The sequence below is a fragment of the Pseudomonas ogarae genome, from assembly GCF_014268695.2.
Classification (GTDB): domain Bacteria; phylum Pseudomonadota; class Gammaproteobacteria; order Pseudomonadales; family Pseudomonadaceae; genus Aquipseudomonas; species Aquipseudomonas kilonensis.
This window is the reverse complement of record NZ_CP077086.1, coordinates 3,594,694-3,609,490: the sequence shown is the minus strand read 5'-3', so window position 1 is coordinate 3,609,490 and position 14,797 is coordinate 3,594,694. Positions and strand designations below refer to the sequence as shown.

14 protein-coding genes are annotated in these 14,797 nt (G+C 60.4%); 9 read left to right on the top strand and 5 right to left on the bottom strand.

Annotation, left to right across the window (positions count from 1 at the left end; all coding sequences use genetic code 11):
• The first annotated feature begins 7 nt into the window (after positions 1-7).
• From HU749_RS15635 to HU749_RS15615, 5 genes are all read left to right on the top strand, one after another.
• Entirely contained in the window at positions 8-862 is an 855-nt protein-coding gene (locus tag HU749_RS15635) for an ABC transporter permease (RefSeq protein WP_085983272.1), read from the top strand.
• Complete coding sequence (locus HU749_RS15630) at positions 859-1,653, top strand: ABC transporter permease (protein WP_095962739.1); 795 nt, start codon at positions 859-861, stop codon at positions 1,651-1,653. The genes HU749_RS15635 and HU749_RS15630 overlap by 4 nt, the downstream gene beginning before the upstream one ends.
• On the top strand, positions 1,650-2,681 hold the full coding sequence (locus tag HU749_RS15625) for an ABC transporter ATP-binding protein (RefSeq protein WP_186650147.1): 1,032 nt from the start codon (positions 1,650-1,652) through the stop codon (positions 2,679-2,681). The genes HU749_RS15630 and HU749_RS15625 overlap by 4 nt, the downstream gene beginning before the upstream one ends.
• 25 nt (positions 2,682-2,706) lie before the next feature.
• Complete coding sequence (locus HU749_RS15620; protein WP_186650145.1) at positions 2,707-3,537, top strand: phosphodiesterase; 831 nt, start codon at positions 2,707-2,709, stop codon at positions 3,535-3,537.
• Positions 3,538-3,715: 178 nt separating this feature from the next.
• On the top strand, positions 3,716-5,035 hold the full coding sequence (locus tag HU749_RS15615) for an OprD family porin (RefSeq protein WP_053179786.1): 1,320 nt from the start codon (positions 3,716-3,718) through the stop codon (positions 5,033-5,035).
• Between the two features lie 95 nt (positions 5,036-5,130).
• Here HU749_RS15615 and HU749_RS15610 read toward each other — a convergent pair whose 3' ends face one another.
• On the bottom strand, positions 5,131-5,871 hold the full coding sequence (locus HU749_RS15610) for a hypothetical protein (protein ID WP_186650142.1): 741 nt from the start codon (positions 5,869-5,871) through the stop codon (positions 5,131-5,133).
• 260 nt (positions 5,872-6,131) lie between these two features.
• Here HU749_RS15610 and HU749_RS15605 point away from each other — a divergent pair, with 260 nt between their 5' ends.
• A complete protein-coding gene (locus HU749_RS15605) occupies positions 6,132-6,605 on the top strand; it encodes a (2Fe-2S)-binding protein (protein WP_003201837.1) in 474 nt (157 codons plus the stop codon).
• 12 nt (positions 6,606-6,617) lie between these two features.
• Positions 6,618-8,858 carry a xanthine dehydrogenase family protein molybdopterin-binding subunit gene (locus HU749_RS15600; RefSeq protein WP_186650140.1) on the top strand — a complete coding sequence of 747 codons (2,241 nt, stop codon included), beginning with the start codon at positions 6,618-6,620 and terminating at the stop codon, positions 8,856-8,858.
• Between the two features lie 46 nt (positions 8,859-8,904).
• Here the strand turns inward: HU749_RS15600 and HU749_RS15595 are convergent, their stop codons facing one another.
• From HU749_RS15595 to HU749_RS15580, 4 genes are all read right to left on the bottom strand, one after another.
• Positions 8,905-9,813, bottom strand: a complete 909-nt coding sequence (locus HU749_RS15595) for an AraC family transcriptional regulator (RefSeq protein ID WP_095962736.1) — start codon at positions 9,811-9,813, stop codon at positions 8,905-8,907.
• A gap of 243 nt (positions 9,814-10,056) precedes the next feature.
• Positions 10,057-10,803 (bottom strand): YkgJ family cysteine cluster protein, encoded by a 747-nt coding sequence (locus HU749_RS15590; RefSeq protein WP_186650137.1) that lies wholly within the window; start codon positions 10,801-10,803, stop codon positions 10,057-10,059.
• Positions 10,804-11,030: 227 nt separating this feature from the next.
• The gene (locus HU749_RS15585; protein WP_186650134.1) at positions 11,031-12,107 is read right to left on the bottom strand and encodes an alpha/beta fold hydrolase; all 1,077 of its coding nucleotides are present in this window, start codon (positions 12,105-12,107) and stop codon (positions 11,031-11,033) included.
• A 189-nt stretch (positions 12,108-12,296) separates the two neighbouring features.
• On the bottom strand, positions 12,297-13,259 hold the full coding sequence (locus HU749_RS15580; protein WP_186650211.1) for an AraC family transcriptional regulator ligand-binding domain-containing protein: 963 nt from the start codon (positions 13,257-13,259) through the stop codon (positions 12,297-12,299).
• Positions 13,260-13,326: 67 nt separating this feature from the next.
• Here HU749_RS15580 and HU749_RS15575 point away from each other — a divergent pair, with 67 nt between their 5' ends.
• Together HU749_RS15575 and HU749_RS15570 are read left to right on the top strand one after the other, a co-directional pair.
• Positions 13,327-14,181, top strand: coding sequence for a sterol desaturase family protein (locus HU749_RS15575; protein WP_186650132.1), 855 nt, complete (start codon positions 13,327-13,329; stop codon positions 14,179-14,181).
• Positions 14,178-14,771 carry an NADPH-dependent FMN reductase gene (locus HU749_RS15570; RefSeq protein ID WP_186650129.1) on the top strand — a complete coding sequence of 198 codons (594 nt, stop codon included), beginning with the start codon at positions 14,178-14,180 and terminating at the stop codon, positions 14,769-14,771. The genes HU749_RS15575 and HU749_RS15570 overlap by 4 nt, the downstream gene beginning before the upstream one ends.
• Positions 14,772-14,797: the final 26 nt, after the last annotated feature.

Sequence of the window (14,797 nt, the reverse complement as noted above, 5' to 3'; positions counted from 1 at the left end):
CTCGGTAATAAAAGCCCGGGGAGTCTCGTCGGGCCAGGCCACGGTGCCGCGTTTGCGGCTGACCGCGGCCTGGGCCCTGGCGCCTGCGGCAGCGGTGCTGTTCGCCTTCTGGCTGTTGCCGCTGGCGCACCTGATCGTGCTGGGCGGGCAACGTCGCGACGGCGGCGAAAACGGTTATTGGCAGGTCCTGGGCAGTGCGCAATACCTGGGCAGCCTGGCACAGACTTGCCTGCTGGCCCTGGCGACGACCCTCGCGGCGCTGTTGGTGGGTGGCATCAGTGGGGTTTTCCTCAGTCGCCAGCGCTTCTTCGGGCGTTCACTGTTGGTTGCCTTGTTGACCTTCCCGCTGGCATTCCCCGGTGTGGTCGTCGGTTTCCTGGTGATTCTACTGGCTGGGCGCCAAGGCTTGTTCGCCAGTCTCGGTCTTGAGCTGGCAGGTGAGCGCTGGATCTTCGCCTACTCGCTGATGGGCCTTTGTATCGGTTATCTGTACTTCTCGATTCCGCGGGTGATCCTCACGGTGATGGCCGCTTGCGAAAGCCTGGATCGCAGCCTGGAAGAAGCCGCCCATTCATTGGGCGCCGGCCACTGGCGAGTGATCTGCGATGTCATCGTCCCAGGCCTGGCGCCGGCGCTGGTCTCGTGCGGAGCGATCTGCTTTGCCACCTCCATGGGCGCGTTCGGGACGGCCTTCACCTTGGGCACCCGCCTGAACGTGACCCCGGTGGCGATCTACAACGTGTTCACCAACTACGCCAATTTCGCCGTGGCCGCTGCGCTGTCGGTGGTGCTGGGGGCGCTGACCTGGGCGGTGCTGCTATTGGCCAGACGCCTGGCGAAAAACTCGAGGACAGTCTTGTGAGACGCTCAACGCTGTTCATCGGCCAGTTGCTGTTCACCCTGCTGGTCTGCGCGTTCATGTTGGTGCCGGTGCTGATGTCACTGCTGGCCGGGCTGACACGCAATTATTTCCAGGGCGTTTCCAGCGGCCTGACGTTCGATTGGCTGGTGCAAGTCTGGCAGGCCTATTCGCCGACGGTCTGGCTCTCCCTGCAACTGGCCGTGGCCTGCGCACTGTGCGTCTGCGTGGTGGGTGTTCCGGCGGCTTATGCGCTGGTACGGATGAACAACCGCTTCAGCCGCGCGTTCGAGGAGTTGATGGTGCTACCGGTGGCGATGCCAGGCCTGGCCAGCGCCCTGGCGTTGCTGCTCACCTATGGGCAGTTCGGTGGATTTCGCAGCAGCTGGCTGTTCATTCTCGTCGGCCATGTGCTGTTCACCCTGCCGTTCCTGGTGCGCCCGGTGATGGCAGTGATGCAACGCCAGCACTTGCCCGTCCTGGAAGAAGCAGCGGCCAGCCTTGGTGCCGGGCCGTTTCGACGATTCTTCAGTGTGGTGGTGCCTAATTGTCGGGCAGGGATTCTCGCCGGGGTACTCATGGTTGTCACGCTGTCGCTGGGCGAGTTCAACCTGACCTGGATGCTCCACACGCCGATGACCAAGACATTGCCGGTAGGCCTGGCCGACAGTTATGCCTCGGCCAGGCTGGAAGTCGCCAGCGCCTACACCCTCATATTCCTGCTGATGATCGTGCCGCTGCTGATTGCGTTGCAGGCCATCAGCGCACGCCTTTCCCGTGGAGAAAAACGATGACCGGAACCACCATTCGCCTGGCGGGTTGCCGCAAGGCGTTCTCGGACGGCACCGTTGCCGTGCATGATCTGGACCTGACCATAGAGGCCGGCGAAACCCTGGCGATCCTCGGCCCGTCCGGTTGCGGTAAAACCACCACCCTGCGGCTGATCGTCGGGCTCGAACGCCCGGATGTGGGGCAGGTGTTTTTTGGCGACACCGACGTTACCCGCCTGCCCATCGAGCGGCGCGACGTGGGCATGGTGTTCCAGAACTATGCGTTGTTTCCCAACCTGGATGTGGCCGGCAACATCGTCTATGGCCTGAAGATTCGCGGCATGGCACCTGCCGAACGGAACAAGCGCTGCTCCGAGCTGCTGGAACTGGTGGGCCTTCAGGACCATGGCAAGCGCAACATCCATGAGCTGTCCGGCGGCCAGCGCCAGCGGGTCGCCCTCGCCCGTGCCCTGGCGCCCAAGCCCCGGGTATTGCTGCTCGACGAACCCTTGGCGGCACTGGACGCGCAATTGCGAGAGCGCCTGCGCAGCGAGCTGGATCAGTTGCTACGCCATCTGGGCATTACCGCCGTGTTCGTCACCCACGACCAGGGCGAGGCCATGGCGCTGGGCGATCGGATCCTGGTCATGGAGCGCGGGCGCGTCGCGCAATTGGCCAGCCCACGGGAAATCTATCAGCAACCGGCCAACGCTTTCGTCGCCAGTTTTGTCGGCAACCTCAACGCTTTTCCAGTGCTCAAGCACACGCCCCTGGGCTTGAAAGTCCATGGCGGAGAGTTGCCATGGCTGGGTGCCGGGTTGCCCGCCACCGTCTATTGCCGTCCCGAGCATTTGCGGGTGATGGACAACGAGGGGCATCTGCGCGGGCGCCTGGTGGGCCAGTTTTTCCAGGGAGCCCAAAGCCGCCTGTTGGTGGACGTCGGCGCCGCCCAACCATTGCTGGTGGACAGCACCGACGGCGTCATACATACCCCCGGTGCCCTGGTTGCCTTGGCCATCGAGCCGCAGGTGCTGTTCACCTTGTCATCGTGATATTCGTGTTTTCAGAGGGCATATTTTGAATCATCCGTTTCTCATTGCGCAGATCAGCGACCTGCATCTCAAGGCCGGGGAAAAACTGACCTATGGCGTCGTCGATACCCTCGCCGCGTTGCGTCGTGCCGTTGATCATTTGAATACCCGGGTGCCGCGTCCCGACATCGTGGTGATCAGTGGCGACCTGGTGGACTTCGGTCGCCCTGATGAATACGCCGTGCTGCACCCCGAACTGGCGCGCCTGCACATGCCTTGCTACCTGGTGCCCGGTAACCATGACAACCGCGAACATTTGCGGGCGGCGTTTGCCGATCATGACTACTTGCCAAGCGTGGCTGGGGCTCCGTTGGATTGGGTGGTCGACGCGCATCCGCTGCGCCTGATCGGCCTGGACAGCACCATTCCCGGCGGCCATGGCGGCCGGTTGCTGGACAGCCAATTAAGCTGGCTCGATGAACAGTTGGCCGGTCGTCCCGACGTGCCAACGCTGCTGGTCCTGCACCATCCACCGTTTATCAGCGGCATCGGCCACATGGACCGCGAACCGTTCATCAACGCCTCGGCGCTGGAGCAGGTCATCGCCCGTCATCCGCAGGTAGAGCGCCTGCTATGCGGGCATTTGCATCGGCCGATGCAGCGACGCTTTGGTGGCAGCCTGAGCTGCGTGTGTCCCGGCACCTCCCATCAGATTGTCCTGGATCTACAGCCAACCGCTCCCGCGCATTTCAACCTGGAACCACCCGGCTACCTGCTGCACCACTGGCATGAACAGGGGTTGGTGACCCATAACGGTGTGTTTGGCGAATATCCCGGGCCGTACCCCTTTTATGACGCTCATGGATTGATCGACTGATAACCCAGGGACTTTCACTGATGACATTCTTTGGAGATTTATCCCCTACCCCACTCTATTCATTGAAGATTTTCTAACGAGTCATTTAACGCATCGGCCCATCAGGTGATCGGCCGAGAGCTTCCTGCTGCCTTTTCAACATGCCCGGAACAGTGATTCCGCGGTGGAGTTCGTCCTGATGAAAGCCCTATTTCAAGTACTGAGTGTTTTAACTGGCGGTGTGAGTCTGGTCCTGAGTCCATTGGCGTCTGCTGATTTTATCAGCGACAGCAAAGCCAACTTGAACTTGCGCAACTTCTACTTCAACAACGATAACCGTGATGGCGCTGCCGCACCTTCGAAGACCGAAGAATGGGGCCAGGCATTCATGCTCAATTATCAATCCGGGTTTACCGACGGCACCGTGGGGTTCGGCCTGGATGCCATGGGTCTGCTGGGCCTGAAACTCGACAGCGGCGCGGGCCGTCATGTTGGCGGCTCGATGTTCCCAAACGATGGTGACAAGGCGGCGGACCAATGGTCGCGTCTCGGTGCAACCGCGAAGATGCGTGTTTCCAAGACCGAACTGCGTTATGGCACTTTGCAGCCGAAGCTGCCGATCCTGGTTTCCAACGATGGCCGCCTGCTGCCGCAAACCTTCGAGGGTGGCCAAGTCACCAGCAATGAAATCGACAACCTGACCTTCACTGCCGGACAACTGGAACACGCCACCGGCCGTGCTTCGAGCGACAGCGCCGGCCTGGCCGTAGCGGGTGGCAGCCAGGAAAGCAACAAATTCACCTTTGCCGGTGGCGATTACAAACTGACCAAGGACCTGACCGCCCAGTATTACTACGCCAATCTGGAAGATTATTACCAGCAGCACTTCGCCGGTTTGCTGCATGTTTTGCCACTGGGTGAATACGGGTCGTTGAAAACCGACCTGCGTTACTTCAAGACCACGTCCGATGGGAAAAACAGCAGCGCAGCCGGTCGCGCCAGTGGTTACAAACTCGGCGGCTATACCAAGGACGGCAGCGGTGAAATCGACAACGATACCTGGAGTGCGGCGTTCATTTATTCGTTGGGTGGCCATGCCATTACCGCCGGTTATCAAAGCGTGTCCGAAGACAGCAACTTTACGCAACTGAACCAGGGCGGCCTGGTGGGCAAAGGCGAAGGCGGCGCGAGTCTTTATCTCTACACCGACCGCACCATCCAGACGTTCATCCAGGCCGGCGAGCGCACGGCATTCGCCCAGTATGCCTATGACTTCGCAGCACTTGGCGTCCCGGGCTTGAAGGCGTCGGTGATGTACCTCAAGGGCGACAACATCCAGACCGCCAGCGGCCAGGATGCCAGTGAATGGGAACGTGATATTTCCCTGGACTATGTGATCCAGAGCGGCGCGTTGAAGAACGTCGGTTTCGGCTGGCGCAACGGCATGTCGCGAAGCGATATCGCTCGTGACCAGGATCAGAATCGCCTGATCGTGAGCTATAGCATTCCGTTGATGTAAGCGGTCAGTACTGTTCGGGGCCAGGGAGTAACGCTCATACGTGAAGCTTTCCTGGCCCTGAGGCAGTCGGGGCAGGCTACGATAACGACAACGCTCTAAGCCATGAAAGCGCAGATTACCTTGCCCAGATTGGAGAGGGTCAGGCTTTGCTTGTTGCTATGTTTTTGCAGTGACTTGGGAAAGCCTAGCTCCGGAGTGTCGCGAACTATCGCCACGGCGCGCAGCAATTCCTTTGAGCTCAGGTGCGGGCCGTCAGTTTTTTTGTAGTCGGGGTGCATGCGTTCGCCCTCGGCTATCGAATATATAAAGGCAATCCCCCAGATGTCGTAGAGCGAGTCGAACGGCGCGCTTTTCATATCGAATGGCTTGTGTTGCTGCATCAGCAAATAAGTTTCTGCATCTGGCAGGGAATTGAACGCCGTGAGCTCCTGCTTGAAGTCACTTGGTTTCCAAATGATCGATTGTCCGGAAAATGCGACCGCCATTCCTTCAGAGAACCACGTAGGCAGAGCATACATTTTGTCTTTGCCGAGCAAATGATGCTGGAAGATATGGACCATTTCATGGTGAATGAGTCGCTGAATCTCTTCCAAGGCCTTGCTTTCCCCATCATGGTTCGGATTGATCTCAAGGCTTGGGGAAATGAAAAGCTGCAAAGACTCGAAATGTGCGGTACCACCGTAGCCTGGCGCGATTCTTACCCTTGCTATCCCATGGCTATCAGGGGCGCTACCAAACTGAGTGCGACATTTTTGGAACGCGCGATTTACTTCATCGCGAATCCATTGCTTAAGGGGCTCGGGGTAATCACCCGTAAAAATGAAATTACTGTCCATTGTTTGAAAAGCTCCAAATCGTCATGTCGCGCTCTCAAGGGTGATGCCAATATAGTGGCATTCATTAAGTCACACGCTCACGTTACCGTCAATTTAGAGGCTGGCTCCGGCAAAGCTGGTACTTCAAAACAGAAACTTGAGCCGACATCTCCGGCAGCTATTCGCACAATCAGGCAATTATCCGCCCGGATCGTGCAATCGCCCCTCGGCATTGCTTTCTATAGTTAACCAGAGCCAAACCATCCGGAGCTGGTACCCCTATGAGCGCCCTCAACATCAATGGCCGTGAATACACGGTCGACGTAGACCCAAGCACCCCGATTCTTTGGACCTTGCGCGACACGCTGGGCATGACCGGCACCAAGTTCGGCTGCGGCGCGGCGCTGTGTGGTGCCTGCACCGTGCACCTGGATGGCCAGGCCATTCGTTCCTGCGTGACGCCCATCGCCGCCGCTGAAGGCAAGAAGATCACCACCATCGAAGCGGCAACCAACGGCAGTGATCCGGTCGGCAGCGCCGTGCACGAGGCGTGGGTCAAACACGACGTGGCACAGTGTGGCTACTGCCAGAGCGGTCAGATCATGAGCGCGACCGCTTTCCTCAAGGCCCAGCCCAAGGGCAAGCAGCCCACGGCCGCCGAGATCGACTCGGCCATGGCCGGCAATATCTGCCGCTGTGGCACCTACGCCCGTATCCGCGCCGCGGTGGCTGATGCCGCCAAAGCCCTTGCCTGATCGGAGCTGACCATGTTGAACGAGATTTTTCCGAACGAGCAGCCTCGCGCCTTGCAGCACATGCTTGAACGCGACGTGGCTGACGGCCCCGCTGCGCTGCCACGCCGCAGCTTTCTCAAGATCGTCGGCATCGGCGGGCTGGCCTTGGGTGCGTTTCCACACCTGGCCCTGGCCCAGGAGGCCAATGGCGCCGCCGCAGCGCCGCTCAAGCCGACCCAGCAGCCCTCCGCATTCGTACAGATCGCGCCCAATGGCGAAGTCACGGTGACCATCAACCGGTTGGAGTTCGGCCAGGGCGTGCAGACCGGCTTGCCGATGATTCTCGCCGAGGAGCTCGATGCCGACTGGAGCCTGGTGCGCAGTCGCAACGGCAGCAACGACGCCGCCTACATGGACCCGGCCTTCGGCATCCACCTGACCGGCGGCTCCAACTCGATCAAGAACAGCTATACCCAGTACCGCGAACTCGGCGCCCGTGCTCGCGCCATGTTGCTGAGTGCCGCCGCCGCACGCTGGAACGTCGACGTGGCGAGCCTGAGCACTCAAGCCGGCATGGTACTCGGCCCGGCCGGCCGTAAAGCGAGCTACGGCGAGTTGGCCGAAGCCGCGATGGCGATGCCCGTGCCCGAGCAGATCACGCTCAAGGATCCCAAGGATTTCCGCATCATCGGCCAGGCCACCACCCGTATCGATGCCAAGGCCAAGAGCAGCGGTCAGCAGGATTTCGGCATCGACATGCATCTGCCGGGGCAGCTCACGGCGGTCGTCGCCCGGCCACCCGTGTTCGGCGCCAGGATTGCGTCGTTGGATGACGGCGCGGCGCGGGCCACGAAAGGCGTAAAAGCCGTGGTGCGCGTACCGCTGGACGGTGGTGCCGAAGGTGTTGCGGTGGTTGCCGACAGTTACTGGCAGGCAAAGCTGGCACGCGATGCGCTGAAGGTGGAGTGGGACGCGAGCGCTGTAGAAAAAGTGGACAGCGAGAAACAATTGGCTCAATACCGGGAACTGGCCAAGCAGCCCGGCCCGCTGCACTTTGATGCAGACATGACGCCGCTTGCCACCGCGCCGCATCAACTGGACGCCGAGTTTGTGTTCCCCTACCTCGCCCATGCGCCGATGGAGCCCCTCAATTGCACCGTGCAGCTTGCCCAGGATAGCGCTCAACTGTGGGTCGGCACACAGTTCCCCGGTGGCGATGGTGCGGCTGCGGCCAAGGTGCTGAACCTCAAGCCGGAACAGATCCAGGTGAACGTGCAGACCGCTGGCGGTGGTTTTGGCCGGCGCGGCGTGCCCACCAACGATTTCGTCGTACTGGCTTGCGAGGTCGCCAAGGCCGCCCGCACCGCCGGGGTCAACGCCCCTATCCGCACCCTGTGGAGCCGGGAGGACGACATCAAGGGCGGTTACTATCGCCCTATGCACCTGCACCGTGCGCGCATCGGTTTTGACGACAGCGGCAAGGTGCTCGCCTGGGACCACGCCCTGGTGGGCCAATCGATCATCACCGGCACCGTGTTTGGCGGGCGGGTGAAAAATGGTATCGATCCAACTGCAACTGAAGGCCTGCGCAACCCTTATCCACTGCCCATGCGGCTGACGGTTCATCACCCCAAGCTCAACGTTCCCGTGCTGTGGTGGCGCAGCGTGGGCTCCACCCACACGGCGTTTGTGATGGAAACCCTGATCGACGAGATTGCCCGCACGACCAAACAGGATCCAGTGGCCTACCGGATGAAGCTGTTTGGTGAGCAGAGCCCGCGCCATCGCGAGGCGCTGCAATTGGCCGTGGACAAGAGCGAGTATGGCAAGCGCCAGTTACCGGCAGGCCATGCCTGGGGCGTGGCGGTCCACGAGTCGTTCAGCTCGGTGGTGGCCTACGTCGTCGAAGCCTCGGTGCAGGACGGCCGTCCGGTGCTGCACAACGTGACAGCCGGTGTGCACTGCAACCTGGCCGTCAACCCACGCAGTGTCGAGGCCCAGGTCCAAGGCGCGGCGCTGATGGGGTTGTCGATGTGCCTGCCAGGTGGCGCGATCACCCTGAAAGATGGTGTGGTGCAGCAGAGCAATTTTGCCGACTTCAGCGTGCCGCGCATTACCGACATGCCGGAATTCGCCGTCCACATAGTGCCCAGCGCCGAGCCTCCTACGGGGATGGGTGAACCCGGCCTGCCGGCACTGGCCCCGGCTTTTGCCAACGCGGTGGCGAGCCTGACGGGTAAACCGTTGCGTGAGTTGCCTTTCAAGTTGGCGTGACCGGGGTGTGAGGCTGTCTGGTCGCAAGGCCAGGCATGCCTCACAATCACAAGCGAATGCGCTTGATGTCCCGTTGCGGCGGCGCCCCGAAGAGACGGCTGTATTCACGGCTGAACTGCGAGGCACTTTCATAACCAACCAAGCCCCCTGCACTGCTCGCGTCGACGTTCTGGCTCAACATCAACTGCCGAGCGGCTTGTAGCCGCAGCTGCTTCTGGTATTGCAACGGACTCATACCGGTCACGGTGCGAAAATGCAGACGAAACGTGGAAGGACTCATGTGAGCTTGTGCCGCCAGATCGTCCATGCGCAACGCTTGGCGAAAATTCAGTTTCAGCCAGGCGACGGTCTTGGCAATGTGCTGGCTGGGTGACCCGGCAGCGATCACATGCAGCAACTGCGGCGCGTGGGCACCGCTCAACAGGCGAGCGATGATCTCTTCCTTGATCAGCGGAGCCACCGTCTCAAGCAGCGGCGGCTCCTCCAGCAGGTCTATCAAGCGTCGCAGGGCGTCCAGCACCCCGGCATCCAGCGCTTGTACGGTAATCGGTCGAAACGCGTCGTCCCTCATGCGTTGTGACAACTGCATGCGCTCGGCCACCTGCATCACCATCGTGCTGTCGAATCTCAGCATCATGCCCAGGAATGGCTTGGCGACGCTGGCTTGGGAAACATGGGAAATGACCGGCAGATCCACGCACGTCACCATGGACTGGCCGGGCGCGTAGGTCAGTATCTCGTCCCCGATCATGGCTTGCTTGCGGCCTTGCAAGGTCACGCCGATGCCCAGGCCGTAGATGCAATGCATCGGCGCGGTGATTGCTTTGCGCCGATGCAGGCTCAAGCCGGCAATGGCGGTGATCTGGTCGCCTTCGCTGGGCACAAGCTGGCTGACCGAGCCGGCCAGGCGACTGATGTCGCTGGCGCCCTGGTCGCTGTTGAAATCGGTGTGCACATTTCACTCCTTGAAAACATCGGGCCCACGACTTGCGGTGATGGCGAACAATGTTCGGCATCACCGCAAGTCGTTGATCAATATGGACGCAGTATGCTGGGTCGGCGGTTCGAGTCGCTTGCCTGATTGGCGCAATTTCTTGCACGATTCAACGATCCATGGCCAGCATCAGTCACATCCATCTAGATATGACAAGATGTTTCAATGGCGTGAGATGCACAAAATGGTGGCTTCTCCGGGGGTCTAAAGATTCTGGAAGATATAGCCGGTTGACCGTTGATCATCCAACGCGACACCCACTTGCCCCAGTCGGTGGGCCAGGGCCGGCGTCTCGACCCGCACTTTCCAATCCCGGCGGGCCGGTGCCACGGGGGCGCGGTCGTAGCGATTGATTGCCTCAGCCAACTGCACTCGATCAGGCAAGTACACCGCCAGCGCGTTGCCCTTCCAAGCCGCGACGTTCATGCCCATCGCTTCACACAGCGCAATCTTGGCCTGGGCATCATCCCTGTCCGCCTGGCGGGAACGTTCGATCTGATCGGCCAGGACTGGATCGACGACACGGTCGGTAAACAAAACCTCGCCCGTCTCCCAGACTTCGGGAGGACAGATCTTGTCGGCTGGACGCAAGGCAATGAGCGGATTGATTTCCATTGGGTAGATTCGACAGACCAACGGCCGTTCTTCATAGATACCGCAACGGCCATCGTCGCCGAGATTGCGGCACTGCGTCAGCGCATTGCCCGCCAGTACCGCAACGACTCGAATCTGGGCATCGCCACTGGTGACTTCCACGGCCCGTTGGGCGCTATGGGCGAATTGTTGAGGCTCCGAAGGCCAGGTCGACTCGTCGAACGCCTCCAGTACGACCGCCACCTCATGTCCGCGTTGCAGCCACTGCCTTGCCTCGTCCAGCGTCAGTGGAATCAGCCGACCCTTGCAGCAAATCCCGCAGCCGTTGCAGGCAAAGCGGATCGCGTTGTTTTCCATATCAAGCACTCGCACACATGTTTTCGATGGCCTACAAAGGCCCCTGCCACTCGGATACAGCTGTGGCAGGGCCTCAGGGCCGCGAGAGTATGTGGAGCGAAATGCCAATCCGCTTGCCGGATCCGCCGGCATGCTTGCCTGATCCAAGGTGATTTCAGGTATCAGCCCTTGGGAGGAAAATCCGTTGTTTCAGGCAACCCTTCACTTCAGAGGCTGGGAACTCGGCATCATTGAAGATGATCGGCGTCGATCACCGCCTGGGCGAACGCCTGCGGTGCTTCTTGCGGCAAGTTGTGGCCGACGCCACCATCGATCAGGCGATGTTCGTATTTGCCGGTAAAGCGCTTGGCATAGGCTTCGGCAGGCGGGTGAGGAGCGCCGTTGGCGTCGCCTTCCAGGGTGATGGTCGGCACGCTGATCGACGGGAACATCGCCAGTTTCTTTTCCAGCCCATCGTATTTGGCTTCGCCCTTGACCAAGCCCAGGCGCCAGCGATAGTTGAAGATTGAAACGGCTACATGATCGGGATTTCGCAAGGCAGCGGCGCTTCGCTCATACGTTGCTTCATCGAAGTTCCACTTTGGCGACGCCAGCTTCCAGATCAGCTTGGCGAAGTCGTGGGTGTTTTTCTCGTAGCCGAGGCGGCCACGCTCTGTCGCAAAGTAGAACTGATACCACCACTGCAGTTCGGCGGCCGGTGGCAGCGGTGTCTTGCTGGCCTCTTGGCTGCCGATCAGGTAGCCACTCACCGCCACCAGCGCCTTCACCCGCTCCGGCCAAAGGGCCGCGACAATGTCGGCGGTGCGTGCACCCCAGTCATAACCGCCGAGCACGGCCTGCTTGATGTTCAGTGCGTCCATGAAATCAATCAGATCGCTTGCCAGTGCAGAAGGCTGGCCGTTGCGCAGGGTCTTGGCCGCCAGGAAACGCGTATCGCCATAACCGCGAGCATACGGAATCAGCACGCGATAACCCTTCTCTGCCAGCGCTGGTGCCACATCCGCATAGCTGTGGATGTCGTAAGGCCAACCGTGCAGCAGGATCACCACCGGCCCGTCGGCGGGACCGACCTCGGCATAGGAAACGTCCAGCAGGCCGGCCTTGACGTGCTTGAGCGGGCCGAACGAAGTGGGACTGCCGGGGGTAATCGCGCCGACAGTGCTCGCGGGCACATCGGCCGCGCTTGCCTGGGAAGCGCTCAATCCCAATGCACCCAGCTGCATCATCGCGAACGCCAGCACGGTTGGCGCGAGCAGGCGGCGATGCCGGGATGCGGATGTAGGGTTCAACAGAGGTGTGTCCATGTGGAGCTCCTTGCAAACGGCGTGGGGTGAGCCAATGAGACGGGCTTGGGCTGTCTCGATGGGCCCCATTTGACGTCGGCCAGGTATCGCGCATGTGTCAGCGACGGCCTTGAATGAAATCGTCCGTATCAACAATGGCCTTCGATACACACAGAGATACATTCGTATCAGGAGGGCTGGATGGTTGCCTTACTTAACGGCACGCCATCTGCTTCGTGCATGCAGGTACGCGGTCGTATCGCTGTAACCCAGCTGAGCGGCAATCTGCGCCAGGGATTCGCCCTGCATTTCCAAAAGCAACTCCAGTTCGCCGCGAACCTGGTCGAGCAACTGCCTGAAGGTCGTGCCTTGCTCCTCAAGGCGTCTGCGCAAGGTTCTCGGCGTCTGGTGCAGTGCTTGCGCCAGATCGACCAGCGTTGGCGTTTCGCCTCTGGCCAGTGATCGCCGAACACCATCGGCCAGCCTGGCCGACCAGCCGGTGAAATGGCGATGCGCGGCAACCCGACGGTCGAGTTCCTGGGTCAACAGTTCCAACATGCCGTGATGACGCGTCTGCATCGGCAGGCGTGCGCTTGGGGCATCGAAGTAGAAACAGTTGACCGGGCAGTTGAACTCGACACGGTCGCCGAACCATTGGTTGTATTGGGCGTAATACGAGGGCCGCGAATGGGCGAATCTGGCGAGAATCGGCTGTATGTCCTGTCCCGTTCCTCGCCGTAATTGCGTAACGGCCATCACGCCGTAGTGCTCGACGACGTACCGCGCCAAATCCCCCGGCGCATCGACACTCAACTCGACACCCAGGCCGTTTTCGTCATTGAGCAAGCGCACCGTATCGGTGTCCGAGGCCAGCGCGGCGTAGCGTGCCCAAAGCTGCATGGACGACAAGACGTCAGGGCTGTACAGGCAAAGATAAGCCAGGACGTGCCAGTCCTGAGGCGTAAATAACGCAAACAGCTTCAAACCGATCGCCGGATCGACGCGCGCCGCTTCGCGCCAGAGCTGATCCAGCTCGATCAGGTTGTAGTCTTTTTGCCTCCCGCCAGCGTGACTGTCCAGGAAGCGCTCCAGCACCTGGCCCAATTTGCCCCGGTGAAAGCGTTGGGGTGAACGATTGACCGCTTCTCGCTCGATTCTGTCCGTTTCGCGCATTGGGAGGGCTGACTCGCTGGCTTCTAATGAAATGGCATTGCCCGCTGGGGCCTTAATCGAGAGTGCCATGAATACAACAATGCTCGCCAATAATCCTTCTGCCGTCGTGGCCGGGATATTCCTCGCCTTCATTTTGCTAGAACTTGCTTGCTCGGCCTTGCGCCAGTCATCGGCCGGCAGGCGTGATGTACTGATTGAAGTCATCGGCTCCGGGATCCTGGTTGCAATCACCTTCCCCGCCGTCATGTGGCTGAGCGGCAAGTTGCTCAGCCTGGTTGCCCCGCAGATGAAAGACGCGCTGGTGGCGATCCCCTGGGCCGCCGGGTTCGTGTTGTTCCTGCTGCTGGACGACATGACTCAATACTGGTGGCATCGCCTGACTCACCGGGTGCCCGCCCTCTATGCGCTGCATCGCGCCCATCATTCCGCGCCCTACATGAGTGTCCGGATCGTTTACCGCAACAACAGCTTCTACTACATGCTCATGCCTGGTATCTGGCTGTCCGGCATGCTGATCTACCTGGGCCTCGCGCCGGTCTACTACGTGTACCTGATCATCAAGATGACTGTGATTTTCGCGGCACACAGCAGCGTTGCCTGGGATGACAAGCTTTATGGCATTCACGTATTGCGGCCCCTGGTGTGGATTCTGGAGCGGACGATTTCCACCCCATCCACCCACTCTGCCCACCATGGTTTGACGGCCGAGGACGGTGTCACCCATTACAAAGGCAACTTCGGCAACCTGTTATTTCTATGGGATGTGCTGTTCGGGACGGCAAAGATCACGCGCCGACGCCCGCCAGCCTACGGAATCGAGCATTTGTCACCGATCAGTTGGCAAGAGGAATTGTTCTGGCCCGTCGTGCGCTCACGCCGTACCGCGCCTAAGGCCAACGCGCGACCGGAGGTGACGCAATGAGCCGCCATATCGTTGTACTGTCGGGCTCCAGCCGAGAGGACAGCCAGTCGCTCAAAGTGGCGCGCTATCTACGCCAGCGATTGGCGGATCTCAACCTGTGTAACGCCAGCGACTTGATTGACCTGGCCACCTGCCGATTGCCGCTTTGGCCGGAAAAAGACCACGATGAGGTGTGGCGTACCCAACAGTCGATCCTCGCCAAAGCGACGGCACTGATCGTGATCAGCCCGGAGTGGAATGGCATGGCCTGCCCCGCGCTGAAGAACTTCTTCCTCTATGCGGGAATCAATGAGCTCGGGCACAAACCCGCGCTGCTGGTGGGCGTCTCGGCTGGACTTGGCGGTGCCTATCCCATCGCCGAGCTGCGTGCGTCGAGCTACAAGAATTGCCGGATCACGTACTTGCCCGAACAGCTGATTATTCGAAACGTCGAGTCGATGCTCAACGACCAGGCAACGGCCAACGAAGACGACAAGCGCATTCGCGGACGTGCTGATTGGGCGTTGCGCATGCTCTGCCAGTACGAAGTTGCGTTTCGCGAGATACGGCTGGCCCTCGAACATCCTCCGGCGTTTGCTACCGGTATGTAGGCGCGGTCGTCACTGCAGATCCTGCC